Genomic DNA, 24,705 nt, shown 5'->3' with positions numbered 1-24,705 from the left:
ACGACGAGGGAGGACGGCATGACCATGACCGAGCCGCAGCAGGACGAGACCCGCGACCGCGCCACCCCGAGCCTGCTCGACCAGATGGGCGGGACCGCGGGGTTCGTCTACTCGACGATCCCGGTGATCGTGTTCGTGACGGCGAACGCCTTCCTGTCCCTGCCTCTGACCATCGGCATCGCCGTCGCGACCGGTCTGGCCCTGTTCGGGTACCGGCTGCTGCAGGGAGAGAGGTTCAGCTCGGCGGTCGGCAGCCTGCTGGGCGTCGCGCTGGCGGCCGGGGTCGTCGCCTGGACCGGGTCGGCGCGCGACTTCTTCGCGATCGGCATCTGGGCCGCGCTGGCCGGGTTCGTCGTCACCGCCGGCTCGCTGCTGGTCCGCAGGCCGCTCACCGGCGTGATCTGGAACGCGATGCACGGCGGTAGGCACCCCTGGCGCTCGACGCCCGCGGTCCTGCGCGCCCACGACCTCGCCACGGCAGCCGCCGCGCTGGTGTTCGGCGCGCGGTTCGGGATCCAGCAGTGGCTCTACGTCGCCGAGTCCACCGGCGGGCTGGGCATCGCCCGGGTCGCCATGGGCACCCCGCTGACCGTGCTGGCCGCGCTGGTGGTCGTCTGGGCGTTCCGCCGCAGCACGAAGGCCCTCGTCCGGTGAGGGCGCTGCGACGCAGCCCGGCACTGTGGCTCACCGCCTACGGGCTGACCCTGCTCGGTGGCGGGATCATGGCGGCGGTCCTGCCGCTGCTGGTCCTGCAGCGCACCGGGGACGTGCTGGCCGCGGGCGTGCTGGCGACGGTGACGACGACGGCGTCCGCGCTGACCGGGCTGCTGTCGGGTCTGGTGGTCGACCGGGTCGACCGCAGGCTGGTCACCGTCGTCGCCGGGGTGCTCGGGGCCGCGGTGGTCGCGGCGCTGCCGGTCGTCGACGCGTTGTGGGGGCTGGGCATGACCGCCTTCCTGGTGCTCGGTGTGCTGGGTGCGGTCGTGCGGGTGCCCGCGATGACCGCGCAGGAGGTCCTGCTCCCGGCACTGGTCCGGCTCGACCCGCGCCCGGGCCGTCTCGACCGGCTCGTCGCGCTGCGGGAGAACCTGGCCAACGTCCTGCTGCTGGCCGGTCCGGCCGTCGGCGGCCTGCTGGTCGCGTTCGCCGGCCCGGCGTCGACGGTGCTCGTGGTGACCGCGGCGACGAGCCTGCTCGCGGCGCTGACCGCGGCACTGCTCGACCCACGGGCCGGTCGGGTCGAAGGGGTGCTGCGCACCGCTCCGGGGGGTGCGGTGCGCAGGGCCGTGCGGGATCTCGCGGAGTCGTGGGTGTTCCTGGCCGGGCAACGGCTGGTGCTCGGGGCGACGCTGGTGTCGGCGGTGCTGGTCGCGGTCATCGCGGCCCTGCAGACGACGCTGATGCCGGCCTACTTCACGGCTCTGGAGCTGCCCGCGCTCGCCGGGCTGACGCTCAGCGCACTCGCCGCGGGCGGCCTGGCCGGCTCCGTGCTGTACGCGGCGCTGGTGAACCGGGTGCGGCGCCGGACCTGGTTCGTGTTCGGGATGCTCGGCTTCGGAGCCGGCTTCGCGCTGGTCGGGAGCCTCGCCTCGCCGTGGCTCGTGCTCGGTGCCGCCGCGCTCGTCGGATTCACCAACGCCCCGGTCGGCGCGGTGCTCGGGGTGCTCACGATCGAGGCCACCCCGGACGCCCTGCGTGGCCGGGTCCTGGGCGCGCAGAACACCCTGCTGCTCGCCGCGCCGGCACTGACCGCGGCGCCGGTCGCGGCGCTGGCCTCGACCTCCGGCCTCGGCGGGGCCGGGATCGCACTCGCCGCGGTCGCGGTCGGCACCGCGCTCGTCGCGCTGGTGACGCCCGCGTTCCGTGACCTCGGTGAGCCCGGAGAACCCGGCGAGCCGGGTGCGGCCGACGCCCTCGCCCCGCCGGTGACGGCAGGTGTCCGGTGAGCCGGCGGCTGCGGCCGCTGCGTCGCCACGAGATCCTGCACCGTTCGCTGTACGCGACCCAGCTCCCCGAGACCGGCGGCCCCGGTGCGCAGTGGACCGTCGAGGTCGACATGTCCCGCGACTGGGATGCCCGCCTCTACCGCGACGGAGAGGAGGTCGGGCGGGCCGGGATGCCGGCGTCGCTGCCGGTGCCGGGCGGCCGGATCGAGGTCGACGCCGGCCTCTACGGCATCACCCGGATGCACCTGGTCACCGACGACGGCGGGGAGCGGCGGCTGCCCCCGGTGCCCGGGACGCTCGAGCACCGCCGCGCGCAGCTCGCCCGTCGCTCGCCCGCCGTGAGCCGCACGATCGCGGCGGTCGCCGTCGCCGTACTGCTGGTCAACCTCGTCCTGGCCGTCCCGGTGGCGCTGGAGCTGCTCACCGGCATCGACGCCGTCGCCGCCAGGTTCGGGACCTACACCTCGCCGATCACCCTTCCCGGCTGGCTGAACACGGGCCTCTTGGTCGCCGGTGTCGTCGCCGCGGCCGAGCGCGCGCTGACCTGGCGCCGCCACCGCGTCGTCGACGCCGAGACGATCTGGACCGCGTTGTGACCGCCGACCCGACCCTGGAGACCACCATGGCCCTGCCCGACCGGATCCCCGCCCGTGACCTGCTGCGGATGCCCGACCGCACCGCCGCGACCCTCTCCCCGGACGGCACCCGCATCGCCTTCCTGGCCCCGTGGAAGGGGCGCCTGAACGTGTGGGTGTCCGACGTGGACGGTGCTGGCGAGCGATGCGTCACCGCCGACGAGACCCGCACCGTGCTGCGCTACTTCTGGACCGACGACCCCCGTTACCTGCTCTACCTGCAGGACACCGGTGGTGACGAGAACTGGCACGTGTTCCGTGTCGACCTGACCGCGCCGGACGCGCCCGCGGTCGACCTCACGCCGTTCGAGGGCGCGACGGCGTTCGGTGTCGAGCAGCGCCCGGAACGCCCCGGGAAGCTGCTGTTGCAGAGCAACGCCCGCAACCCCGTCGAGTTCGACCTGTGCGAGCTCGACGTCGCGACCGGGGAGCTGACGGTGCTCGCGCAGAGTCCGGGCGGCGGGGACGGCTGGACCCTCGTCGGCGACGAGCTGCTGCGCGAGACCCTCACCGCGGACGGCGTCGGACGGGTGTGGCGCGGCGACGACCTGGTCGCGACCTTCGACGGCGACGCCCACCCGCTCGGCGTGTACCCCTACGAACCGACCCCGGACGGCACCGGCATCTGGGTCGGCACCTACGGCGACGGCGACCGCCTGCACCTCGGCCGGCTCGACACCGCCACCGGTGAGGTCACCGTGGTCGACCGGCACCCCGAGCACGACATCGACATCCGTGCCCAGATCTTCCCCAGCCTGCCGTCGGCGCTGATCCGCCACCGCGGCACCGGTGAGCTGCTCGGCGTCCGCTACCTCGGTGGGCGGCAGGAGATCCGGGCCTTCGACCCGGACTTCGCCGAGGTGCTCGCCGCGTTGCGCGACCTGTGCGACGGCGACCTGAGCGCGGTCTCCGGCGACGTCGAGGGCCGTCGGTGGGTGGCGACGTTCGTCCACGACCGCGACCCGCAGACCTGGTTCCACGACCGCGCCACGGGGGAGTCGCGGCTGCTGTTCCGCCAGCGCGCCGACCTCGACCCGGGGCAGCTCGCGCCGGTGGAGCCGGTCACGATCACCGCCCGCGACGGCCGGGAGATGCTCGCCTACCTGACGCTGCCGGTCGGTGTGGCGCCCGAGCGGCTGCCACTGGTGCTGATGCCGCACGGCGGACCGTGGGCGCGGGACTGGTGGGGCTTCGACCCGAGTGTGCAGCTGTGGGCCAACCGCGGCTACGCGGTGCTGCAGCCGCAGTTCCGGGGGTCCTACGGGTTCGGCCGCGCCCACATGGAGGCCGCGGTCGGGGAGTTCGCCGGCGCCATGCACGACGACCTGATCGACGCCGTCGACTGGGCCGTCGCCCGCGGGTACGCCGACCCGGACCGGGTCGCGATGTTCGGCGGCTCCTACGGCGGCTACGCCACCCTGGTCGGGATCGCGTTCACCCCGGACCGCTTCGCCGCGGCGGTGGAGTACGTCGGCATCTCCAACCTGGCGAACTTCCTGCGCACCGTCCCGGAGTTCACCCGCCCCGGCCTGGTCAACAACTGGTTCCGCTACGTCGGCGACCCGGCCGACCCCGCCCAGGAGGCGGACATGCTGGCCCGCTCACCGATCACCCGGGTCGACGACGTCCGCACCCCGCTGATGGTGGTGCAGGGCGCCAACGACGTCCGCGTGGTGCGCGCCGAGTCCGACAACCTCGTGGCGGCGCTGCGTGGGCGCGGGGTGGACGTGGAGTACCTGGTGTTCGACGACGAGGGCCACGCCATCGTCAACCCGGAGAACCTGGTGACGATGTTCGAGACGGCCGACCGGTTCCTTGCCACCCACCTGGGAGCCGACCGGGAGCGGTGAGCCGGTCTCCCGGACGTCCGCATCGCCCGAGCCGGACCCGACCCGTCCGCTCGGGGTGGTCGTCCCGCGGGCTCGGTGTGGTGGGCCCTCAGGGACGGAGCAGGGCTTTGCCTGCGATCTCGCGGTTCTCCAGGGCGGTGTGGGCGTCGGCGGCCTTGTCGAGGGCGAACTCCCTGCCCACCACCGGGTGCAGGTGCCCGGCGGCGGCCTCGGCGAGGACGCGTTCCTGGCGGGCGCGGCGGCCGTCGGCGAAGTCGGCGAGCTGTGCCACGCCGCGGACCTCCACGCCGGGGGCGGAGCGGGTGACGGGCGTCCCGCCCGCGTTGCCGTAGCCGGAGTACCGGCCGCCCTCGGCGACCAGCCCGAACGCCTCGGCGCCCAGGGTTCCGCCGACACCGTCGACCACCACGTCGATCTGGCCGACCCGGCGCCGGAGCGCGTCCGCCCAGCCGGGCTCGCCGTAGTCGACCGCCAGGTCTGCCCCGAGGGAGCGGACCAGGCCGAGCTTGGGTCCGCGCGCGGCCCCGATCACCCGCGCCCCCGCCCGGCGCGCGAGCTGCACGAGAACCGAACCGGCCCCGCCCGCCGCGGGCAGGACCAGCACCGTCTCGCCCGGGCGCACCCCCACCGCCTCGACGAGTGCGAGTGCCGTGCCGCCGTCGTGCAGGAGGGCCATCGCGTCGGCGAGGTCGAGCCCGTCGGGCACCGGGACCAGCGACGGGACCGGCGCCGCGACCTCCGCGGCGTAGGTGTCCGGCCCGTCGACGAGCACCCGTCGCCCGACCCACGAGGGCGCTACCCCGGGCCCGACCGCCAGGACCCGGCCCGCGGCGCCGCGGCCGGGGACGTAGGGCGGGGTGGTGCCGAATGCCGGCGCGGCGCCCCGCCGGATCAGGGTGTCCAGGAACAACACCCCGGCCACCTCGACCCCCACCAGCACCTCGCCCGGCCCCGGCACCGGCGTCGGCAGCTCCACGGGACGCAGCACCGACGGTCCACCGAATTCGTCCACCCTGATCGCACGCATGCGAGCAGGGTCCGACCTCAACTCGACGTCACGTCAAGGTCCTCCCCGTGCGGTGCCACCGTGACGGTCGTCCCGGCCGGGGTGTCGGGATGGATCACGGCGTGGTCGCCGTTCCCGAGCACCTCCACTCCCTAGGGGATGAGGACGACCTTGCCGGTGACGTGGCCGTCCTCGACGAGCGCCAGCGCGGCCCCGGCCTCGTCCAGCGGGCGGACCTCGCGCACCATCGTGTCGAGCTCGTTCTCGGCGACGAGCCGGGCCAGCGCGTCGAGCACGGCGGTGCTGCGGTCGCGGGTGACGTCGCGCCCGCCCAGCTGCGCGACCAGCGGCTTGTCCGCGATCGAGTACAGCGTCGCGGGTGGGACGAGCCCGGCCACCGCACGCAGCGCGTCGCCGCCGACGAGGTCCAGGGCGCCGTCGATCCCGCCCGGTGCTGCCGCGCGGATCCGGTCGGCGACGCCGTCGCCGTAGGCCACCGGTACGGCGCCGAACCCGGCGAGCAGGGCGTGCTTGCCGGGGCTCGCCGTGCCGACGACGGTCAGACCGCGGCGGCGGGCCAGCTGCACCAGCGGCAGACCGACCCCGCCGCCCGCCCCGTTGACCAGCAGCGTCGCCCCGGCGGGGAGGTCGAGGTTGGTGAGGGTGTCCCAGGCGGTGCCCGCGGCGACCGGCAGCACCGCCGCCTGTTCGGGGGAGACCCCGGGTGGGCGGTGCGCGGCGAAGCCGGCGATGACCCGCGCCCGCGGCGCCCACCCGCCCTGCATGTCCGGGCAGCCGCCGAACACCTCGTCGCCGGGGGCGAACCCGGTGACGCCGTCGCCGACCTCCAGCACGGTCCCGGCGACCTCGCGGCCGAGCACCGCGGGCCCGGCGACGCCGTAGTCACCGTCGCGCATCCGCCAGTCGCCCGGGTTGACCCCGGCCGCCCGGACCCGCACGAGCAGCTCACCCGGCCCGGGTCGCGGCTCCTCGACCTCGACGAACGCCTGCTGCTCCGGGCCACCCGCCGCCACGAACCCGTACCCGCGCACCCGCCACCTCCGTGATCGTTCCTTGGGGGCCCACGCTACGTCCGGCGGGCCCGGGCTGTGCGAAGATCACGATCCGGTATATCGTTAGCATATGCAACGGACTGTCCCGACCGCGTCCGAACGCCTCCTCCGGATCCGTGACCGGTTCGTCGCCTCCGACCCCGGCCTCGTCCGCCTCGTCTCGGCGGTCCGGGCCGTGCTGGCCATCGCCACCGCGCTGGGCGTGGAGTACCTCGTCGCGACGGCGACGGGCACCCCGCCGCTGGTGCCGATGATGCTCGGGGCGGTGGTGGCGATGCTGTCCTCGTTCGGGGTCGTCGACGCCACCCGCGCCGGGCAGGCGGTGACGCTGTGCTTCCTGGGACTGTCGATGCTCGCCGGGATGGGCGTGGCGCTGCTCGTCGACCGGAACCGGCTCGCGTCGCTGACCGCGTTCGTCGTGGTCGTGTTCGTCGCGGTCTGGGTGCGGCGCTTCGGGCTGCGGTTCTTCGTCTGCGGCATGGGCGGGTTCATGGGCTACTTCTTCGCCCTGTTCCTGAGCCTGCGCCCGGAGATGCTGCCCGGGGTGGCGTTCGTCGTCGCGGTCGCGATCGCCTGGGTGATGCTGCTGACGCTGGTGCTGCTCCCGGTCCGCAACGACCGGGTGCTCCGCCGGATGCTGCGCTCGTTCGAGGCGCGGCTCGCCGGTCTCGCCGGGACCGTGCTGGCCCTGGCCGAGCACGCCCCGGGTACCGTCGGGCGGGCCCGCGTCGAGGCCCGGCTGGCGAGTCTGCTGGTCCGCGTGAACGAGGCCGCGCTGGTCATCGACGGGCAGCTGGGGACCCCGGCCGCCGTCGCCGACGACGACGCCGCCCGGATCGTCCGCCGGGCGGTGTTCGACGCCGAGCTGGCCGTGACCGCACTGACCCGGGTCGGGCCCGACGCCCTCGACTGCGACGACGCCCGTGCGGTCCTCACCGCCCTGCACGGCGGCCGCTGGGACGCGGTGCGCGAACGGGCCGGACGGGTCGCCGACCGGGTGGCGGCCCCGGCGCCGCGCCGGCTCGCCGTCGACGCGACGGTGCTCGCCGACGCCCGCGCCGAGTGGACCGACGCCCTCGACGCGGTGCGGGAGGAGGGCGCCCGCGACACCGCGTTCGCCCCCGCCGTTCAGCTGTTCGGGGGCAACCTGCCCGGCTCGGCGGGCACGGTGACCCGGTTGCACCGCCCGCCGGACCCCGGCCGCCCCGCCTCACGGCTGTCGCTGACCACCCGCCAGGCGGTGCAGGTCGCGGTCGCCACCGCCCTCGCGATCGCGGTGGGCGACGCGCTGTCCGAGCAGCGCTACTACTGGGCGGTGCTGGCGGCGTTCATCGCGTTCACCGGCACCGCGACCGTCGCCGAGACGGTGCGCAAGGCGGCACACCGCATCGTCGGCACCATGATCGGCCTGGTCGGCGCGATCGCGCTCGTGCCGGTGCTGGGACCCGACGTCGCCGTGGTGCTTCCGGTGATCCTGCTCAGCATGTTCGGCGCGCTCTACCTGTTCCGGCTCTCCTACGCGCTGATGATCTTCTTCATCACGCTGATGCTCGGCGAGCTCTACGCGCTGCTCGGGACCTTCACGGTGGACCTGATGGTGCTGCGGCTGGAGGAGACCGTGGCCGGCGGCCTCGTCGGCTGCGCGGTGTCGGTGCTCGTGCTGCCCACCCGGACCCGGTCCGCCGCGGAGGAGGCCCGGCGCGGACTGCTCGACGCGCTGGCCGAGCTGCTGGGCACGGTCGACCGTGCGCTGCGCCGCCCCGGCCCGTGCGAGGACCTGCGTGCCGTGGCGCGCACACTCGACGCCGCGCTGCACCAGACGCTGCTGCTGGGGCGCCCGCTGGCACGGACCTGGCTGGGCTCCACCCACCGCGACGTCGTGCACGAGCTGACCGCCTGCACCGCCGTCGCCGAGCACGCGCGGCGCCTGGCCCGCTCCGCCGAAGGGGTGTCCGGGACCCCGGCACTGACCGCGGCCTGCGCCCGGCTCGCGCAGCTCACCGCGGACGCCGTCGCCGGGCGACCGGTCCCCGCGGGCAGCTGCGCGGGCGTGCTCGACCTGCTGATCGGCCCGGCCGGCGGGACCGGGCGCGGCGCCGCGCCCGCCCGTGAGGCGGGGCTGCTGGCCGCCGAGCTCCCGGCGCTGCTGGAGACCGTCGACGACGGGCCCGCCCCGGCCACGGTCGGGCGGGTCCGCGGCCCCGACGGCGCCCCCGCCGCGGCGACGGTCACCGTCGTCGACGGGGCGGGCCGCCAGCTGGACCGCGTCACCACCGGCGACGACGGCGGGTTCGCCGTCCGCGTGCCGGCCGGGACGCACCTGCTCGTCGCGGCCCCGGCCGTCGCCGGGCCCGTGCCGCACGGTGAGCACGTGCACCTCGCGCCGGGGACGGTGCTGCCGGACGTGGTGCTGGCCGCGCCCCTCACCCGTCCGGCGCCCGTGCCTGCCGGGGGCAGGGTCCCGCTGCGCGGACCGGCACGGGCGGTCGGGCGTGCGTGCGTCGGTCACGCCTGAGGACGGGCGCTCAGGTCGGTGGGGCCGGCTCACCGTCGCGCTCCGCGGCGAGCGCCTTCCCGGCGCGGACGAGCACGTCGAGCTGGGCGGTGTTGTACAGCTCGCGCATCGCACGGCCGAGGGTCTGCTCGGCCCGCTGCTCGCCGATCGGCGCGTCGGTGTTCGGCGCGACCAGACCGGGATGGGTCTCGTACAGCGCTCGCATGTACGGCACCATCCGGTCGGCGAGCTCCTGGCGGGTGGCCTCGTCGGCGTCGGCGGGGAGCGTGTCGAACCGCTCCTGCGCCGGGTCGGGGCGGGCCTCGGCCAGCATGTCCGCGACGGCCTGCAACCGCTCCGAGCCCAGCACTCGCGGCAGGACGAGGGTGAGCGACCGGTCGGCGTCGGACATCGGCTGGTCCGCGGCCGCGGCGAACTCGGCGGGCAGGTCGGTCGGTGCGGCGCGGTCCAGGATCAGCGCGAGCTCGGCGCGGGCCTGCTGCAGCCGCTCGATGGTGGCGGCCAGCTCGGCGTCCAGTGCGCGGGCGGCCTCCTCCGGGTGGGCGTCGGCGTCGTTCATCTCCGAGATCTGGGCCAGCGAGAACCCGAGGTCGACGAGCCGCTTGATCCGCAGCAGCCGCACCAGGTGCGCCACCCCGTACTGCTTGTAGCCGTTCGCGCGCCGATCGGGCTCGGCCAGCAGGCCGATCTCGTGGTAGTGCCGCACCGCCCGCAGGCTGGTCCCCGCCAGCTCGGCGACCTCACGGGTGCTCCAGGTCACGACGTCCCCCTCGTCCGGTTCCTGCTCCGCCCTCCACCTTGCCGCATCCGTCGTCCCGTCGGCGGGCAGACCCGGGTCCGGCCTGGATGTCAGACTGCGCCGGGGGGGGAGGTCGGCGTGTCGGGCCCGCTCCGACCCCGGTCGACGACACCGTCGCCCGGTCCGTCCGTACCCGCGAGAGGACCTGGCTGTGACCGAGCACCTCATCCGCTACTCCGGCCGCGGCGGGTTCACCCCCGGCGTCGTCGCCGGGGCCCACGGCAGCACCGTCACCTTCGAGGACGGCCGCGAGCTGCTCGACTTCACCTCCGGTCAGATGAGCGCGATCCTCGGGCACGCGCACCCGGAGATCGTCGCGACCGTCCGCGAGCAGGTCGGGCGGCTCGACCACCTCTACAGCGGGATGCTGTCGCGGCCGGTGATCGAGCTGTGCGAACGGCTGTGCGCCTCGGTCGGCGGCGGCCTGGACCGGGCGATGCTGCTCACGACCGGCGCGGAGTCCAACGAGGCCGCGATCCGGATGGCCAAGCTCGTCACCGGCCGCCACGAGATCGTGTCCTTCGCCCGGTCCTGGCACGGGATGACCCAGGCCGCGGCGAACGCGACCTACGTCGCCGGCCGCGTCGGCTACGGGCCCGCCGCCCCCGGCAACTTCGCGCTGCCGGTGCCCGACCGCTACCGCCCCGACCTCGTCGACGACGCCGGGGAGCTCGACTGGCGCCGCCAGCTCGACCTCGGGTTCGCCCTGATCGACGCCCAGTCCGTCGGCAGCCTCGCCGCCTGCATCGTCGAGCCGGTGCTGTCCTCGGGCGGGGTCGTCGACCTGCCGCCGGGCTACCTGGCGGCGCTGCGCGACAAGTGCCACGAGCGCGGGATGCTGCTGATCCTCGACGAGGCCCAGACCGGTCTGTGCCGCACCGGCGACTGGTACGCCCACCAGCGCGACGGCGTGGTCCCCGACATCCTCACCCTGTCCAAGACGCTCGGGGCGGGACTGCCGCTGGCCGCCGTCCTCACCACGGCCGCGATCGAGCAGGTCGCGCACGAGCGCGGCTTCCTGTTCTTCACCACCCACGTCAACGACCCGCTCCCGGCGGCGGTCGGGCTCACCGTGCTCGACGTGCTCACCCGCGACCGGCTCGACCTGCGCGCCCGCGAGCTGGGCTCGCTGCTCCAGGACGGTCTGCGGGACCTGGCCCGCACGTCCGGGACGATCGGCGACGTCCGCGGCCGCGGCCTGCTGGTCGGGCTGGAGCTGGCGGGCTCCGACACCGACGCGCTCGGAGCGGCCGTCACCACGCGGTGCGCCGAGCTGGGGCTGCACATGAACATCGTGCAGCTGCCCGGCATGGGCGGGACGTTCCGGATCGCGCCGCCGCTGACCGCGACCGAGGACGAGATCCGCCGCGGCGTGGAGATCCTGGGCGCGGCCCTGGGCGAGGTGGGTCGACGCGGGTGACCCGGGTACCCGTCAGCCGGCCGTGACGAGCGTGCGGTCACCGTCGGGCCGGGCCCGGACCGCCGCCCCGGCCGGGTCGCCGTCGAGCAGCTCCAGCAGCTCGTCGTCGTCGCCGCGCCCGACGAACCGCGCGCCACCGTCGTCGAGCCGGCCGACGACGACCGCGTCCCGGCTGCCGTCGCGGCGGTGGCGCACCGTCCAGGTCTCGACGGTCGCCGCCCCGTCGGCCGCGGTCGTCGTCGGGACGGTGGCGACGGCGTCGAGCCGGGCCTGGATCGCGGCGCTGTCGTCGTCGCGCCAGGGGGTGGGGCGGGTGGAGTAGACCCCGGCGGAGTACTTCGACAGGAACCCGCCGTTCGCCCCGACCAGGCCGTAGGTGCCCGGGTCGGCCCGCAGGCGTCGCACGACCTCGGCGATCGCGTGCATCGCGTAGTCGTTCCCCGGTCCGCCGAAGAACGGCAGCCCACCGGTGACGGTGAGCCCGCGCGGGTCGTCGGCGGCCAGACCGAGCGGGTCGGCGACGCTGGACACCGCGATCGGGAAGCAGGAGTACAGGTCGATCGCGGACAGGTCGTCCACACCGGTCCCGGCCAGCTCCAGGGCGTGCCGTACGGCGGCCTCGGCGGCCGGGTAGGCGCCCAGGGCGGGGCGGTCGAGCACGGCCTTCTCGGTGAGGTCGGCGTGGCCGTGCAGGAACACCCACCGTTCCGGGGCGATTCCCAGGTCCCGGGCGGTGCCGACCGAGGTGAGGACGACCGCGGCACCCTGGTTGACCTGGTCGCGCGAGACCAGGAACCGCGGATACGGGTCGGTGATCATCCGGTTCCGGTCGTCGACGGTGACGAGTTCCTCGGCGGTGCGGACGCGCGGCGCGGCGGCGTGCGGGTGCCCGGCGGCGACCCGGGTGAACGGCGCGAACAGCGCGCCCATCCCGCGGGCGTAGGCGTCCCGGTCGAGCCCGAGCCGGGCCCGGCGGGCGTTCTCGCACAGCGCGTAGTACCCGGCCGGGGTGCGCACGCCGTGCTCCTCGGCGACCGGGCTGCGCAGCTCGGAGCCGTACCCGCGGTCCTCCAGCGTGCCGCCGACGTGCTCGCCGTGGTCGGGCCGCTCGTCGGTGGGGCGCGACATCATGTGCCGCACCGTCGACATCGCCTCGGCCCCGACCAGCAGCACCGCGCCGGCTTCGCCGCGGGCGATCGCGCCGGCGAACTCGGTGACCAGCCGTTGCGGGGACTGCCCGCCGACGACGTCGAGCACCGCCCGCTGCGGGTCGGCGCCGACCCGGCGGGCGACCGCGCGCGGGTAGTTGTCCGCCCGGCCCAGCGGCGCGACGGCGCCCGGGAGCGACATCTCGAACTGTCGCACCCCGGCGACGACGGTCAGCGCCGCCGCGACCGCCGACGGGTCCGCGCCGGTGTCGGCGAGCGCCGCGGCGGCCGCGGCGGCCCCGAGCCCGACCGGCGACAGGGCGGCGTAGCCGGGCTCGCCGATCCGCTCGGAGGCCTCCCCGACCCCGACGACGACGGGTGTGCGCGGGTCGAGGCTCATCGGACCAGCCCCGCGAGCGCGGCGATGCGCTGCTCGCACCCGCGCGCCATCTCCCGGGTGATCTCGCCCGCGCCGCGCAGCTCGGTGAACGCGCCGACGACCTGCCCGACGAAGAACGACTGCAGCTCCTGCGCGCCCGCGTTCCCGGCGTCGGCGGCGGCGTCGATGCTCGACCAGGCCTGCAGGGTCAGCAGCGGCTGCAGAGGCATCGGCAGCGGCGCCGGCGCGCCGGGTGCCTCCCAGGCGTCGTGGTAGGCGCTGCGCAGCTGCCGGGCGGGCTTGCCGGTACGGGCGGGGGAGCGGACGGTGTCGCCGCTGCCCGCGGCGAGGAACTTGCGCTTCACCGACTCCGGCGCCACGTCCTCCACACTGGACAGCCACACCGAGCCGCACCAGACCCCGGCCGCGCCGAGCGCGAGCGCGGCGGCCATCTGGTCACCCGAGGCGATGCCGCCGGCGGCCAGCACCGGACGGTCCCCGGCGATGCCGACGATCTCCGGGGTGAGCACGGTCGTCGCGATCGTGCCGGTGTGCCCACCGGCCTCGGTGCCCTGCGCGACGAGCACGTCGACCCCGGCCGCCAGCTGCCGTTCGGCGTGCCGCCGGGTCCCGACCAGGGCGGCGACGGCCATCCCGGCGTCGTGCGCGCGCTCCACGAGGTGCGGTGGCGCGGTGCCGAGCGCGTTCGCGACGAGCGCGGGCCGGTGCGCGAACACGGCGTCGAGCTGGGCCTCGGCGCCGCGCCGGCTCATCCCTGCCGCGATCGCGTCCCGCCCGGGGTCGGCTGGCAGCCGCGGGATGTCGTAGCAGTCCAGCAGGTCGTCGACGAACGCGAGGTGTTCGGCCGGGAGCTGAGCGCGCAGTGCGGCGACCAGGTCCTCCCGGTCGGCGCCGGGGTCGGCGGTCTTCTCCGGGACGAGCAGGTCGACGCCGTAGGGCCGCCCGTCGAGCTGCTCCTCGATCCAGTGCAGCTGCGCGTCGAGCTCGTCGGCGGTGTACGACACGGCCGCGAGCACCCCGAACCCGCCGGCCCGGCTCACCTCGGTCACCACCGCCGGGGACCGGTTGAACCCGACAATCGGGTGTTCGACGCCCAGCAGATCGGTCAGCGCTGTCCTGATCACACCGCCGAGCCTATTACGGACGGCCAGCGTCCAGAAGTGGGTCGGTGGTCACAACGCCGTCTGGCAGGATCGCCGCCGTGCCCCCGTCGCCGCGCCGCAGCGGACGTCCGCGCGACCCGGACGTCGACCGTCGCGCGCTCGCCGCCGCCCGCGAGGTCTACGGCGAACGCGGCTGGTCAGGGCTGTCGCTGGAGGAGGTGGCCCGCCGGTCGTCGATCGGGAAGGGGTCGCTGTACCTGCGCTGGCCGACCCGGGCCGCGCTGCTGGTGGCCGCGGTGCGCGACCGGGCCCGGTTCGTCGCCGACATCGACACCGGCTCCCTGCGCGAGGACCTGGTGACCTTCGCCGAGCAGTGGACGGCGTTCGCCACCAGTGACGACGGTCGCTTGGTCGAGCGCCTGCTCGTCGACTCCCACCGGGTCCCGGAGATCGCGGCCGCGCTCGCCGACGACGCCTACCCCGAGCACGTCCGCGGCGCCCGGACGATGGTGCGCCGCGGCATCGACCGCGGCGAGCTCCCCGCCGGGACCTCGGTGGCGCTGGTCGCGGACCTGGTCGCGGGGGCTGTGCGCAACCACGTCGCGACCACCCCCGCGCACCTCGCCGCCCGCGACGGCGGCCGCGGCTACGCGGCAGCGGTCGTCGACACCGTCCTGGCCGGGGTACGGGCGCGGGCTCAGCCCTCGCCGTAGGCGGCGGCGATCTCCTGCGGCCCTGCCCACCGGCGGTACGTGGGCCCCTGCGGCCAGCCCTCCGGCGAGTCCTGCCAGACCTCCTGGCGGCCGTAGGGCAGCACGTCGACCAGGGCGAACAGGTGGGAGAGCTGCTCGGTGCCGCGGCCGTCGGTGTGCCAGGTGCGGAAGACGCGGTCGCCGTCGCGCAGGAACACGTTGACCGCGAAGCCGCCGCCGGGTGGCGCGCCGACGTCGGTGCCGAAGCTGCTGTCGGCCGTCGAGTACCAGGTCATGGTGTTGCCGACGCGACGCCGGTAAGCGAGCGCCTCGTCGATCGGGCCCTGGGTGACGATCACGAAGCGGGCGTCGAACTTCTCCAGTCCGGCGAGCCGGGTGAACTGCGAGGTGAACCCGGTGCACCCGCCGCGCTGCCACTCGGCGCCGTCGTGCCACATGTGGTGGTAGACGATCAGCTGCGGGTGGCCGTCGAAGATCTCGGCGAGGCGGACGGGGCCGTCCTCACCGTGCAGGACGTAGTCGGGCATCTCGACCATCGGCAGCCGGCGACGTGCCGCGGCGATGGCGTCGAGCTCGCGGGTGGCGGCCTTCTCCCGGACGCGCAGTGCGGCGAGCTCGCGCTCCCAGGTGGCGGTGTCGACGACAGGGGGCAGGGCGGTGGGCGGGGCGGCGGTCGGCTCGGTCATGTGAGAGGTGACCGGTGTCGCTTCCGGAACTCATCGCTCGCCGGCGGGCCCGGTCCGTAGTAGGTGTGCCCGGTGGGTGTCGTGGTGGCCACGGTCCCGTCCGGGGCGCGGGCGACGTGCCAGCCGGGTTGTTCGCGCACGTGGTTGTGGAACTCGCACACCCCGCGCCCGTTCTCCAACGTGGTGGGTCCGCCGTCGGCGGCGCGTTCGATGTGGTCGAGGTGGCGGACGGGGGCGTCGCAGTACGGTTCGGTGCAGCGGTGGCCGGCCCGGGCCCTGACCAGGGTGGCGAGCAGTCCGGTGAAGGTGCGCTTGCGGGAGTCGCCGCCGATCACGACGCCCTGGTCGGTCAGCAACCGGCGCACCGACGTGGCACCGTCGGAGGCGGCGAGCAGCTCGACCGGGACGGGCCCCAGCCCGGGGATCTCCGCCGGGAGCGGCGACCCGGGATCGAGGAGCGCCTGCACCGGCACGGTCACCTGGACCTCCAGGTCGACCGCGGTCGCGGACCTCTGCCCGGTGACGCGTTCGACCAGGGTGTCGGCAGCGACCTGTCCGCGGGTGCGGGTCAGCGGCTCGGGGCTCACCGAGAGTTCGGTGAAGGCCTTCTGCAGGGCGGCGAGGCAGGCCGCACCCTGCTCGACGGGGACGTAGGCGGTCAGGTAGCTCATGGCGTCCGGCGCCGGCCGGAGGGTGACCCGTCGTTCGGCTCTGGCGGCGTGGAGGCGGGCGCGGAACCGGTCGGGGACGAGCTCGGCGACCAGCCGCCGGGTCAGCGCGCGGAGCCGGCCGATCCCGAGCCGCGCGAGGTCCCGGTGCGCGGCGAGGCGGGCGTCCACCGCGGCCCGCTGGGCGCCGGTCAGGCCGCGGCACTCGACGGTGACCGCGGCCACCTTCGCGGCGCTGAGCTCGCCGACCACGTGCAGCTCCCGGACGTGGTGCAGCCCGTCGTGCAGGTCACGGGCGTTCGCGACCCGGGCCCGTGCCTCGCCGGTCGGGATCCGGCAGGCCAGCTGGACCTGGGCGACCACACTGCGGTGGAGCTTCCCGGGGTCGGCCCCGTCCCCGGCGGTACCGGCGTCGGCGAGGCGGTTCTCGACGTGGGCACGGGCGAAGGCCCGGACCCGGGTGGCCTGCAGCGCGGCGAGCGAGGCCTGGAGGGACTCGATCTGGCGGACCTGGTCGACCAGCTGGGTCTCGGTGCACCCGGACAGGTCCTCGTGCGCGGCGTCCTGGACGGCGATCTGGGCCAGCAGCAGGTCGACCCGCAGGAACCCGCCCGCGCCCGTACCGGGGCAGTGGGTGGGTGGTTCCTGGACGGCGGTCACGACATCGACGATACTCGAACATGTGTTCGATCCGCTAGTCCGTGGTCGCGAGCCGCGACTGTGATGTCTCAGGACAGTCGCGAGCCGCGACCGGGGCGGGCACGGGGGAGCGGCCTCAGCCCCATTTCTCCCGCACCGAGGTGAAGACCTTCTGCCCGTGGGAGAACTCCACGACGTTGCCGTCCGGATCGGTCAGCTCGCAGATGTACCCCACGGGTCCCGGCATCTGCCGGGGTTCCCAGTGCAGGCACCCCGCGTCCCGGGCGCGGTCGGCTGCGGCGTCGACGTCGTCGCGGGTCGGCACCTCGATCCCCAGGTGGGCGAAGGGTCGCAGCAGCCCCAGCTCGCCGCCCTCGTCGGCGTCGAACGACACCAGGACCAGCACCATCGGCGTCTCGACCTGACCGGCGTTGGACAGCCAGGCGCTCCGCCCGGCGTCGTCGGAGAAGCGCTCGACGACCGTGAGGGGTGTCATCGTCGTGTAGAAGTCGATGGCGGCGTCGAGGTCGCCGGTCGGCAGCGCGACGTGGGTCCACCGCGCCTCGGTCAGATGTGCGTCGGTCACGGGGATTCTCTACCCGACGACGCCGCGGTCGTGCAGCCCGCCGATGGTGCGCTCGTCGAGACCGAGGACGTCGGCGAGCACCTCGTCGGTCTCCCGGCCCAGCTCGGGGGCGGCACCGGCGTCGCCGTGGTCGGCGTCCCACCGGATCGGCGAGCGCGCGGTGATCCCGGTGGCGCCGCCGGGCAGCGCCAGGTCTGCGAGCAGCGGGTGCCCACCCGCGCGGTGCTCGGCGACCACGTGCGTCATGCCCTGGTAGCGGCCCCACAGCACCCGCGCGGTGTTGAGCTCGGACTCGACGGTCGCCGAGTCGCGCGCGGCGAACCACGGCCGCAGCACCGCCGCGATCGTCTCGCGCAGCCGGTAGCGTTCGGTCTCCGAGGACAGGTCGGCGTCGAGCGCGGGCTCCAGGGCGGCGAACACGTCGCCGGTCCCGGTGACCGACACCAGCGCGTTCCACTGCGCCGGGGTCAGCGCGACGACCATCACCCGGTTCCCGTCGGAACAGGCGAAGTCGACGCCGAAGCTGCCGTAGACGTGGTTGCCGTGCCGCGGCCGCTCGTGCCCGCGCTCGGCGGCCTCGGAGAGCCAGCCCAGGTTCGCGACCCCGGCCAGCGCCACGTCGGACAGCGCGATCTCGGAGTACACCCCGGCGCCGGTGCGGGAACGCTGGTACACCCCGGCGAGCACGGCCGTCGCGACCGACATGCCGGTGACCAGGTCCCACGCCGGCAGCACGTGGTTGACCGGGGCCGCGCCCTCCTCGCTGCCGGTGATCTGCGGGATCCCGACCTCGGCGTTGACGGTGTAGTCGACGGCGGGACGGCCGTCCGGGTAGCCCTGCACACGCACGTGCACCAGGTCCGGGCGACGTGCGACGAGCGCGTCGTTGGCCATCCAGCGGCGGCCCACGACGTTGTCGACGAGGACGCCGCGGTCCCGGCCCGGCGCCGTCGCCAGAGCCAGGACGAGCTCGCGGCCCTCGTCGGAGCGCATGTCGATGCTGATCGAGCGCTTGCCCTTGTTCAGCGAGGCCCAGTAGTAGGAGTCGCCGGTGCCGTTCCCGGCGGCGGGCCAGCGACCGTGGTCGGGGCCGCCGCCGAGCGGGTCGACGCGGACGACCGAGGCACCGAGCTGCGCGAGCGTCATGCCACCGGTGGGACCGGCGACGAAACTCGCGCACTCGACGACGTGCAGACCGGAGAGCGGGCGCGACATGTCGACCATCCTGCCCGGGCGTGCGCGGCCGGACGGCTCAGAGGTGGTCGATCAGCCGCTGACGGGCCAGGCGCTCGACCATCTCGGGGAGCGCGGCGGCGGAGACGACGTCGAGGTCGCGGTGCGGGCCGCGTACGACGTGGTCGACGAGGTCCTGGGGGAATCGGCCGGCGAACTCGGCGGTGAGCCGGTCGACGGTGCCCCGGACGGTGGGGTCGGTGACGGGTGGGTGGACGGAGGCCTGCACAGGAATGGTCGATTCGGTTGAGGTGGTGTCCGGTACGCGGCGGAGTGCCGCACCGCGCGGGATCGCGCGGTGCCGGTACGGGGTCGTGGCACCGGCCGTGGCCGGGGCGCCGGGTCGGCGCCTCCCGGGGACGGTCCGGGCGGTTCGTCGGCCGCCGCGGCCGGAGTGTTACCGGGCGCGGTCGACGTGCACCACCATATCGGACATCCTCCTCGCGCGTCGACCGATTACGCCGGCCCCTGCTGATCGCGGTCCAGGTGGACCTCGCGGTCCGGCTCCACCGCGGCGACCCCGGTGACCGCGCGCAGGGCGTCCGGGTCGGCGCAGGTGCCGACGACCACGCCGACCCCCGTGAGCACCTTCTCCACCTGCAATCCGACGGCCGCACAGGCCCGCGCGACGTCGTCGGCGACGTGCCCGTCGGCCACCGACACCAGCAGCCTCCCGGTCGTGGTCATAGGCCCGGGGCCCGGACGAGGCCCGCGCCGACGTCGCCCGAGGGCAGCGGCAGCCGCTGGGCGGCCTGGGTGAGCTGCGTCCACAGGTCCCGCCCGCGGGCGCCGGTGCGCTGCGACCAGAGTGCCGCGATCCCGGAGACGTGCGGGGTGGCCATCGAGGTACCCGAGATCGTGTTGGTGCGCTGGGGCATCGGCCACGACGAGTAGACGTCCACGCCGGGCCCGGCGATGTCGATCTGCCCGCCCTCGATCGCGGAGCTGGCCGCGGAGAAGTCGGCGATGGCCAGCGCGGCGTCCACCGCGCCGACCGCCATGATCGACGGGCTGTTCGCCGGGACGCCGACGAAACCGACGTTGCCGGTCGAGCGCTCGGCGTTGTTGCCGGCCGCGGCGACGATCAGGGTGCCCGCGTCGAGGGCGCGACGCCCGGCGTTCTCGTAGGCGGGGGAGACCTCGTTCAGGTCCGCGCCCAGCGACATCGACACGATGTGCGCGCCGGAGGAGATCGCCCACTCGATGCCCTCGAGGATGCCGGCGTCGGTGCCGGAGCCGTCGTCGCCGAGCACCTTCCCGACCAGGATCCTCGCCTCGTGGGCGATGCCGTATCGGCGTCCCGAACCCGGCGCGAGCGGCCCGCAGGAGGTGCCGGTGCAGTGCGTGCCGTGTCCCTGCACGTCGGCGACCTCCTGGCCGTCGACGAACGAGCGCGACTCGATCTGCCGGCCGGCGAAGTCGGGGTGGCCGAGGTCGAGGCCGGTGTCGAGGACGGCGACGGTGATCCCGGCGCCGGTCTCGACGGCGACGTCCGCGCCGGTGGCCTGCAGACCCCACGTGACCTGGTCGTTGTCGGCGAACCGGGTCGCGCCGGGTGCGTCCGCGGCCTCCGTCGCGGCGGCGCGCTCGGCCAGGAAGCCCGCCGCGTCGGCGAACCCGCGCAGGTAGTCGGCGCTGGGCCCGGACAGGGCGCGCAGCACGCGTTCGGGCTCCACGGACAGCACCCGGCTGTCGGCCCGCACCGTGCGCAGCCGCGCCGGGTCCAGCTCGGCGACGGCGACGCCGAGCCGGGCGAACAGGGTCGGGTGGGCCACCGGGGCGGCGTCGCGGCTGCTGGTCACCTCGGACAGCCCGGTCAGCTCCGCCACCGCCGAGCGGGTGGTGTCGTGGTCGGTCAGCAGGTCGTCGCTGAGCACCAGCAGGTACCGGCCGGTCAGCGTGCCTGCGGTCCGGCCCGGAACGGCCGCGTGCGGATCCACCATGTCGCCTCCGTCGATCGACGTCTCGGTCACCCATCGTGCCGCAGCGACCGCGCTCCGGCACGGTCTGCGGCCGCCCCGGCGCGTCCGGTCAGGATCTCGGCTCGACGGTGTCCGCCAGCAGCGCCTCGGCGACCACGTGCAGCTTCCGGTTCGTCTCGTGCGAGAGCCGGCGCAGCAGCGTGAACGCCTCGTCGGCGGAGCAGCCGCGCCGGGCCATGAGCGCCCCCTTGGCCTGCTCGATGCTGACGTGCCGGGCGAAACGGGCCCGCAGGTGCGTGTTCTCGGTGTCCAGCGCGCGGGCGAGCGCCGCGGCGGCGAGGTCGCGGCCGTCGGGGCCGGGGCCGAGCAGGCCGGTCACGTCCTCGACGTGGTGCAGCACCCCGACCACTCGTCCGTCCGGGGCCGCCAGCGGGGAGTTCACCGTGACCCACAGCCGTTCGACGAAACCGGGCGTGCCGGTCGCCGCGGGTACGTCGTGGCGCCGGACCGGCAGGTGGTCGCGCTGCCCGAGGCGCAGCACCCGCGACAACGACGCCGTCAGCATCGCGACGCCGTCGGCGCCGGGCCGCCGCGGGTCGTCCGGCAGCGCCTCCGCGAGCGGCTGGCCGGCCAGCTCGTCGGGCGTGCGCAGGGTCGCGGCGCAGAAGGCGCCGTTCGCCCCCACGATCGTGAGCTCGCGGTCGAGGATCGCGTAGGGGGAGCGTGTGGCACGGAACGCGGGATCGTCGCAGCAGGCGCGCAGGATCAGCGCGTCCGAGGACCCGGAAAACATCTCGACCTCCGCCGCGCCGGAACGCGACGGTTCGGCGGATGCCGCAGCGAGCGGCACCGGAGGCCAGGCCCGGCGCGACCGGCAGATGGTGTCTGCGCGGGAACGGTTCCCGGGGGAGACCCGGGATGCCGGGCCGGTTGCTTGACCCTGCGTGCGTGCGCCCGGAACCTGACGGTTCGTGGACGTCGGCGAGAACGTTAAGACAGTGCGTCACGTGTGCTGACAGCGGGTGTCCGATTACGCCGGACGCCGCGTCCGCTGCGTCCGGATGCCGTGACCGGATAGTCCATTCCATATACGAGATTACGGTAGGCTCGCGCCGACCCCACCCGACCGCTTTCCAGGAGCAACGATGCTCGGTCTGATGCAGGACCGTCCGCTGACGCTGCCGCACGTGTTCCACCGTGCCGAGCAGTACTTCGGGCACAAGGAGATCGTCACCGCCACCCCGGCGGGGACGGTCCGCACCACCACGGTCGCCGAGTGGGCCGTACGGACCCGCCGGCTGGCCACCGTGCTCGACACCCTCGGCGTCTCCGCCGACGGCCGGGTCGGGACGTTCTGCTGGAACACCGACCGGCACCTGGAGCTGTACCTGGCGGTGCCGTGCACCGGCCGGGTCCTGCACACGCTCAACCTGCGGTTGTTCCCCGACCAGCTCGTCTACGTGGCCGACCACGCCGAGGACGAGGTCGTGTTCGTCGAGCGCTCCCTGCTCGGCCTGTTCTGGCCGCACGTGGACCGGATGACCACGGTGCGCCACGTCGTCGTCATCGACGACGGCGCGCCGACCGAGATCCCCGACGACCCGCGGATCCGGCTCTACGAGGAGCTCCTGGCCGCGGCCGAGCCCTTCGCGGGCCGGTTCGTCGTCGACGACGAGAACACCGCCGCCGCGATGTGCTACACCTCGGGCACCACCGGCAACCCCAAGGGCGTCGTCTACTCGCACCGCTCGACGCTGCTGCACTCGCTCGCGACGTTGTTCGCCGACGGTGTCGGGCTCCGCGAGCGCGAAGTGGTCCTGCCGGTCGTCCCGATGTTCCACGCCAACGCCTGGGGCCTGCCCTACGGCTGCCTGCTGGCCGGTACCTCGCTCGTGCTGCCCGGCCCCGGGATGACCCCGGACGCGCTGCTGTCACTGATCCAGGATCACCGGGTCACCGTCGCGGCGGGCGTCCCGACGATCTGGATGGGCCTGCTGCCCAAGCTCGGCGACTACGACTGCTCGTCGCTGCGGGTCCTGCTCTGCGGCGGCTCGGCGGTGCCGAAGTCCCTGTCCGAGGGCTTCCGTGCCGCAATCGGATTGCCGGTCCTGCAGGGCTGGGGGATGACCGAGACCTCGCCGGTGGCGACCCTGGGTGTGCTGCGCTCCCAGCACGACGACCTCTCCGACGACGAGAAGGCCACCGTGCGGGCGCTGCAGGGCCCGCCGGTCCCGCTCGTCGACCTGCGGATCGCCGACCCCGAGACCGGCGCCGAGCAGCCCTGGGACGGCACCAGCACCGGCGAGGTGCAGGTGGCGGGCCCGTGGATCGCCTCGGAGTACTACCGCGGCGAGGGCGGCGGCACGCAGTTCACCGCCGACGGCTGGCTGCGCACCGGTGACGTCGCCGTCGTCGACGGCCTGGGCTACGTCAAGCTCGTCGACCGCACCAAGGACCTGGTCAAGTCCGGTGGCGAGTGGATCAGCTCGGTGGAGCTGGAGAACGAGATCATGGCGCACCCGAAGGTCGCCGAGGCCGCGGTCATCGCGATCCCGCACGAGCGCTGGGTGGAGCGCCCGATGGCGTGCGTCGTGGTGAAGGACGGCGAGACCCTCACCGCCGACGAGCTCATCGCGTTCCTCACCGACCGGGTGGCCAAGTGGTGGCTCCCCGACGCCGTCGAGTTCATCGACGAGGTGCCCAAGACGAGCGTCGGGAAGTTCTCGAAGAAGACACTGCGGGAGAAGTTCGAGGGCTACCGGGTGGCCGCACCCGACGCCGGCTGACGGCGCGTACCAGCGGAAACGCCATCCGTCGGCCCCGGCCCCGTCCGTGGGTGTCCGGGGCCGACCGGTGCCGTGTGTGGGCGTCCACGGAACACTGACGGAACAGTGAGTCGGCCCCGTGACTCATGTAGACGGTCCGTCCAGGAGTGCCGCGATCCGCGCGTTGTGGGTCGCCCGCTCGCCGTCGATGCACTTATCGACGCCGACCGGGAGCCGTTCGAGATGACCCGCTTCGTGATGCGCGCCGACTCCGCCGCTCTGGACTAGGAAATGCCGGTGGAGGACCGATGACCGAGTCAGCGCGCGCCGTCCGCGAACGGCAGGACAGTGATCTTCCTGTGCTCGCCGCAGTGCTGGAGCGGGTCTACGCCCATGATGGGTACATGGTGGAGGGGATCGCTGATCCTCTGGCGTGGCTGGCGCACCCGTAGGAGATCTGGAGCTGGAACGCCGTCGTCGATGACGTCCAGGTCGGGCAGGTCACGGTCGCCGAGGCGCAGCCGGACGACGACGCGGCGCCCGCCTGGATCAAGAATACCGGCGGCCACGTCACCGACATCGCCGTCATGGCCCGACTGTTCCTGGACCCGGGGCATCGCGGGGCGGGCCTCGCGGGCTTCCTGATCCTCGCCCTGCGACACCACGCGCAGCTCATCGGCTGGACCGTGGTCGTCATGGCCAAGGACGCCGCTGCCGTCGGGTTCTACGACCGCTCCGGAGCCGAGCGCAGCGCCGAGGTCACCCACCGGTCCGGCGACGGCCTCACCGAGCCCGCACTGGTCTACATCTTTCCCGGCCCCGCTCGTCGCAGGCTAATCGCTAGTTCCGCTACCTCTGGAAATATGCCACGCTTGCCGAGTGCACAAGTACGTAGGCTCTGGTCCGTACTGCTATGCAAACTCCATATGCATGGCTGCGACTGACGAAATGCTATCGCCCGACCTGGTTGAAGTCTTATCGGGGTCTGCGTTTGGATTTGAGCTTGTTGACGACCGACCGCTTTTCAATCCTCCAGGCTGGACCCCGTTGAGGGGAATCAGTCAGGCGCTTCGGATTCTCGGGTTCGATTATCTGACTGAAAGTTTCGAGTCGCGCGAATCCGGACTGCTGCGCCTACGTGAACTCCTGGTCTCGGGCCTGGTGATTGTGGGTCCGCTCGACATGGGAATGCTCGGATATCACCCCGGTGCTGAAGGGCCGATTGGTGCAGACCACTATGTGGTCGCAGTGGATATCAATGAGTCTACGATCGTAGTCCACGACCCAGATGGATTCCCCTACGCGCATCTCCCGGTTAGTACTGCAACGGCAGTTCGGCGTGTGGTGAGAGGCTGACGGCCGTTCGGCGGTGATGATCACCGCGTGGTTGATCTTGCCGGGTGGGTGGCCTCGTTGGACGCGGTGGTGGAGCTGATCTCTGGCCGTTTCCGCAGGGTCGAGCCGCGCCGGCGGGTCGGAACCTACCTGCGAGGCCTGCTCGCGGGGCTCGAGCGGAAGAACGGCTGGACCCTCGCCGAACACGCCGGGGCGATGTCGCCGGACGGGATGCAGCGGCTGCTGCGCACCGCGGACTGGGA

General features: G+C 74.2%; 23 protein-coding genes and 1 pseudogene. 10 read left to right on the top strand and 14 right to left on the bottom strand.

Annotated elements, in window-relative coordinates; all coding sequences use genetic code 11:
* Positions 1-18 precede the first annotated feature (18 nt).
* From Ae505Ps2_RS26685 to Ae505Ps2_RS26670, 4 genes are read left to right on the top strand one after another with little or no spacing between them, the layout of a single operon-like run.
* On the top strand, positions 19-654 hold the full coding sequence (locus tag Ae505Ps2_RS26685) for a DUF3159 domain-containing protein (RefSeq protein ID WP_075333646.1): 636 nt from the start codon (positions 19-21) through the stop codon (positions 652-654).
* Positions 651-1,946: an MFS transporter gene (locus tag Ae505Ps2_RS26680; protein ID WP_233147616.1), complete on the top strand. Its 1,296-nt coding sequence runs from the start codon at positions 651-653 to the stop codon at positions 1,944-1,946. The genes Ae505Ps2_RS26685 and Ae505Ps2_RS26680 overlap by 4 nt, the downstream gene beginning before the upstream one ends.
* Positions 1,943-2,542 carry a hypothetical protein gene (locus Ae505Ps2_RS26675; protein ID WP_083695132.1) on the top strand — a complete coding sequence of 200 codons (600 nt, stop codon included), beginning with the start codon at positions 1,943-1,945 and terminating at the stop codon, positions 2,540-2,542. Before Ae505Ps2_RS26680 ends, Ae505Ps2_RS26675 begins: the two co-directional genes overlap by 4 nt.
* Complete coding sequence (locus Ae505Ps2_RS26670) at positions 2,539-4,431, top strand: S9 family peptidase (protein WP_233147615.1); 1,893 nt, start codon at positions 2,539-2,541, stop codon at positions 4,429-4,431. The genes Ae505Ps2_RS26675 and Ae505Ps2_RS26670 overlap by 4 nt, the downstream gene beginning before the upstream one ends.
* A gap of 88 nt (positions 4,432-4,519) precedes the next feature.
* Here the strand turns inward: Ae505Ps2_RS26670 and Ae505Ps2_RS26665 are convergent, their stop codons facing one another.
* Positions 4,520-5,419, bottom strand: a complete 900-nt coding sequence (locus Ae505Ps2_RS26665) for a zinc-binding dehydrogenase (RefSeq protein ID WP_349289844.1) — start codon at positions 5,417-5,419, stop codon at positions 4,520-4,522.
* A gap of 170 nt (positions 5,420-5,589) precedes the next feature.
* Positions 5,590-6,489, bottom strand: a complete 900-nt coding sequence (locus Ae505Ps2_RS26660; protein WP_075311222.1) for an NADP-dependent oxidoreductase — start codon at positions 6,487-6,489, stop codon at positions 5,590-5,592.
* A gap of 91 nt (positions 6,490-6,580) precedes the next feature.
* On the opposite strand from Ae505Ps2_RS26660, the gene Ae505Ps2_RS30610 reads away from it, so the two are divergent.
* The gene (locus Ae505Ps2_RS30610) at positions 6,581-9,025 is read left to right on the top strand and encodes an FUSC family protein (protein WP_084786456.1); all 2,445 of its coding nucleotides are present in this window, start codon (positions 6,581-6,583) and stop codon (positions 9,023-9,025) included.
* A 10-nt stretch (positions 9,026-9,035) separates the two neighbouring features.
* Here Ae505Ps2_RS30610 and Ae505Ps2_RS26645 read toward each other — a convergent pair whose 3' ends face one another.
* The gene (locus tag Ae505Ps2_RS26645) at positions 9,036-9,785 is read right to left on the bottom strand and encodes a MerR family transcriptional regulator (RefSeq protein WP_075313002.1); all 750 of its coding nucleotides are present in this window, start codon (positions 9,783-9,785) and stop codon (positions 9,036-9,038) included.
* A gap of 184 nt (positions 9,786-9,969) precedes the next feature.
* Here Ae505Ps2_RS26645 and Ae505Ps2_RS26640 point away from each other — a divergent pair, with 184 nt between their 5' ends.
* Positions 9,970-11,244, top strand: coding sequence for an aspartate aminotransferase family protein (locus Ae505Ps2_RS26640; protein ID WP_075313004.1), 1,275 nt, complete (start codon positions 9,970-9,972; stop codon positions 11,242-11,244).
* A 12-nt stretch (positions 11,245-11,256) separates the two neighbouring features.
* Here the strand turns inward: Ae505Ps2_RS26640 and Ae505Ps2_RS26635 are convergent, their stop codons facing one another.
* Both Ae505Ps2_RS26635 and Ae505Ps2_RS26630 read right to left on the bottom strand, forming a co-directional pair.
* Complete coding sequence (locus tag Ae505Ps2_RS26635) at positions 11,257-12,792, bottom strand: acetyl-CoA acetyltransferase (protein ID WP_075311224.1); 1,536 nt, start codon at positions 12,790-12,792, stop codon at positions 11,257-11,259.
* A complete protein-coding gene (locus Ae505Ps2_RS26630; protein WP_249265357.1) occupies positions 12,789-13,916 on the bottom strand; it encodes a nitronate monooxygenase in 1,128 nt (375 codons plus the stop codon). The genes Ae505Ps2_RS26635 and Ae505Ps2_RS26630 overlap by 4 nt, the downstream gene beginning before the upstream one ends.
* Positions 13,917-13,993: 77 nt before the next feature.
* Here Ae505Ps2_RS26630 and Ae505Ps2_RS26625 point away from each other — a divergent pair, with 77 nt between their 5' ends.
* Positions 13,994-14,608 (top strand): TetR/AcrR family transcriptional regulator, encoded by a 615-nt coding sequence (locus Ae505Ps2_RS26625; RefSeq protein WP_020622439.1) that lies wholly within the window; start codon positions 13,994-13,996, stop codon positions 14,606-14,608.
* On the opposite strand, the gene Ae505Ps2_RS26620 is transcribed toward Ae505Ps2_RS26625, so the two are convergent.
* The 8 genes from Ae505Ps2_RS26620 to Ae505Ps2_RS33765 all read right to left on the bottom strand — a co-directional run bounded on the left by Ae505Ps2_RS26620 (position 14,593) and on the right by Ae505Ps2_RS33765 (position 21,135).
* Positions 14,593-15,294 (bottom strand): DUF899 family protein, encoded by a 702-nt coding sequence (locus Ae505Ps2_RS26620; RefSeq protein ID WP_075554093.1) that lies wholly within the window; start codon positions 15,292-15,294, stop codon positions 14,593-14,595. The genes Ae505Ps2_RS26625 and Ae505Ps2_RS26620 overlap by 16 nt on opposite strands.
* A complete protein-coding gene (locus Ae505Ps2_RS26615) occupies positions 15,291-16,622 on the bottom strand; it encodes a DUF222 domain-containing protein (RefSeq protein ID WP_075554092.1) in 1,332 nt (443 codons plus the stop codon). Before Ae505Ps2_RS26615 ends, Ae505Ps2_RS26620 begins: the two co-directional genes overlap by 4 nt.
* 115 nt (positions 16,623-16,737) lie before the next feature.
* Positions 16,738-17,187 (bottom strand): VOC family protein, encoded by a 450-nt coding sequence (locus Ae505Ps2_RS26610; RefSeq protein ID WP_075311230.1) that lies wholly within the window; start codon positions 17,185-17,187, stop codon positions 16,738-16,740.
* Between the two features lie 9 nt (positions 17,188-17,196).
* The gene (locus tag Ae505Ps2_RS26605; RefSeq protein ID WP_075313008.1) at positions 17,197-18,402 is read right to left on the bottom strand and encodes a CoA transferase; all 1,206 of its coding nucleotides are present in this window, start codon (positions 18,400-18,402) and stop codon (positions 17,197-17,199) included.
* Positions 18,403-18,439: 37 nt separating this feature from the next.
* Positions 18,440-18,649, bottom strand: a complete 210-nt coding sequence (locus tag Ae505Ps2_RS26600) for a hypothetical protein (RefSeq protein ID WP_075554091.1) — start codon at positions 18,647-18,649, stop codon at positions 18,440-18,442.
* A gap of 227 nt (positions 18,650-18,876) precedes the next feature.
* On the bottom strand, positions 18,877-19,107 hold the full coding sequence (locus Ae505Ps2_RS26595) for a hypothetical protein (protein WP_020622444.1): 231 nt from the start codon (positions 19,105-19,107) through the stop codon (positions 18,877-18,879).
* Entirely contained in the window at positions 19,104-20,363 is a 1,260-nt protein-coding gene (locus tag Ae505Ps2_RS26590; RefSeq protein WP_075554325.1) for a S8 family serine peptidase, read from the bottom strand. Before Ae505Ps2_RS26590 ends, Ae505Ps2_RS26595 begins: the two co-directional genes overlap by 4 nt.
* 88 nt (positions 20,364-20,451) lie before the next feature.
* Complete coding sequence (locus Ae505Ps2_RS33765; protein WP_075313012.1) at positions 20,452-21,135, bottom strand: ANTAR domain-containing protein; 684 nt, start codon at positions 21,133-21,135, stop codon at positions 20,452-20,454.
* Positions 21,136-21,487: 352 nt separating this feature from the next.
* Between Ae505Ps2_RS33765 and Ae505Ps2_RS26580 the strand changes: the two genes are divergently transcribed.
* On the top strand, positions 21,488-23,128 hold the full coding sequence (locus Ae505Ps2_RS26580) for a long-chain fatty acid--CoA ligase (protein ID WP_075311232.1): 1,641 nt from the start codon (positions 21,488-21,490) through the stop codon (positions 23,126-23,128).
* A gap of 296 nt (positions 23,129-23,424) precedes the next feature.
* Here the strand turns inward: Ae505Ps2_RS26580 and Ae505Ps2_RS26575 are convergent, their stop codons facing one another.
* Positions 23,425-23,874, bottom strand: a complete 450-nt coding sequence (locus tag Ae505Ps2_RS26575) for a hypothetical protein (RefSeq protein ID WP_075311234.1) — start codon at positions 23,872-23,874, stop codon at positions 23,425-23,427.
* 163 nt (positions 23,875-24,037) lie between these two features.
* Between Ae505Ps2_RS26575 and Ae505Ps2_RS31450 the strand changes: the two genes are divergently transcribed.
* Entirely contained in the window at positions 24,038-24,463 is a 426-nt protein-coding gene (locus tag Ae505Ps2_RS31450) for a hypothetical protein (protein ID WP_139320215.1), read from the top strand.
* A 27-nt stretch (positions 24,464-24,490) separates the two neighbouring features.
* Positions 24,491-24,705 (top strand): annotated as a pseudogene (locus tag Ae505Ps2_RS26570) (IS701 family transposase); the annotation flags it as partial.

Origin of the sequence: Pseudonocardia sp. Ae505_Ps2 (genome assembly GCF_001932425.1) — a bacterium.
Classification (GTDB): Bacteria; Actinomycetota; Actinomycetes; order Mycobacteriales; family Pseudonocardiaceae; genus Pseudonocardia.
Note: the sequence above shows the minus strand (reverse complement) of the source record. Positions and strands in the feature narration are given on the sequence as shown.

Coding starts and splice junctions, on each gene's coding strand:
- Ae505Ps2_RS26580 (WP_075311232.1), top strand. CDS start 21,488: ATGCTCGGTCTGATGCAGGACCGTCCGCTGACGCTGCCGCACGTGTTC.
- Ae505Ps2_RS26685 (WP_075333646.1), top strand. CDS start 19: ATGACCATGACCGAGCCGCAGCAGGACGAGACCCGCGACCGCGCCACC.
- Ae505Ps2_RS30610 (WP_084786456.1), top strand. CDS start 6,581: ATGCAACGGACTGTCCCGACCGCGTCCGAACGCCTCCTCCGGATCCGT.
- Ae505Ps2_RS26635 (WP_075311224.1), bottom strand. CDS start 12,792: ATGAGCCTCGACCCGCGCACACCCGTCGTCGTCGGGGTCGGGGAGGCC.
- Ae505Ps2_RS26590 (WP_075554325.1), bottom strand. CDS start 20,363: ATGGTGGATCCGCACGCGGCCGTTCCGGGCCGGACCGCAGGCACGCTG.
- Ae505Ps2_RS26595 (WP_020622444.1), bottom strand. CDS start 19,107: ATGACCACGACCGGGAGGCTGCTGGTGTCGGTGGCCGACGGGCACGTC.
- Ae505Ps2_RS33765 (WP_075313012.1), bottom strand. CDS start 21,135: ATGTTTTCCGGGTCCTCGGACGCGCTGATCCTGCGCGCCTGCTGCGAC.
- Ae505Ps2_RS26620 (WP_075554093.1), bottom strand. CDS start 15,294: ATGACCGAGCCGACCGCCGCCCCGCCCACCGCCCTGCCCCCTGTCGTC.
- Ae505Ps2_RS26605 (WP_075313008.1), bottom strand. CDS start 18,402: ATGTCGCGCCCGCTCTCCGGTCTGCACGTCGTCGAGTGCGCGAGTTTC.
- Ae505Ps2_RS31450 (WP_139320215.1), top strand. CDS start 24,038: ATGGCTGCGACTGACGAAATGCTATCGCCCGACCTGGTTGAAGTCTTA.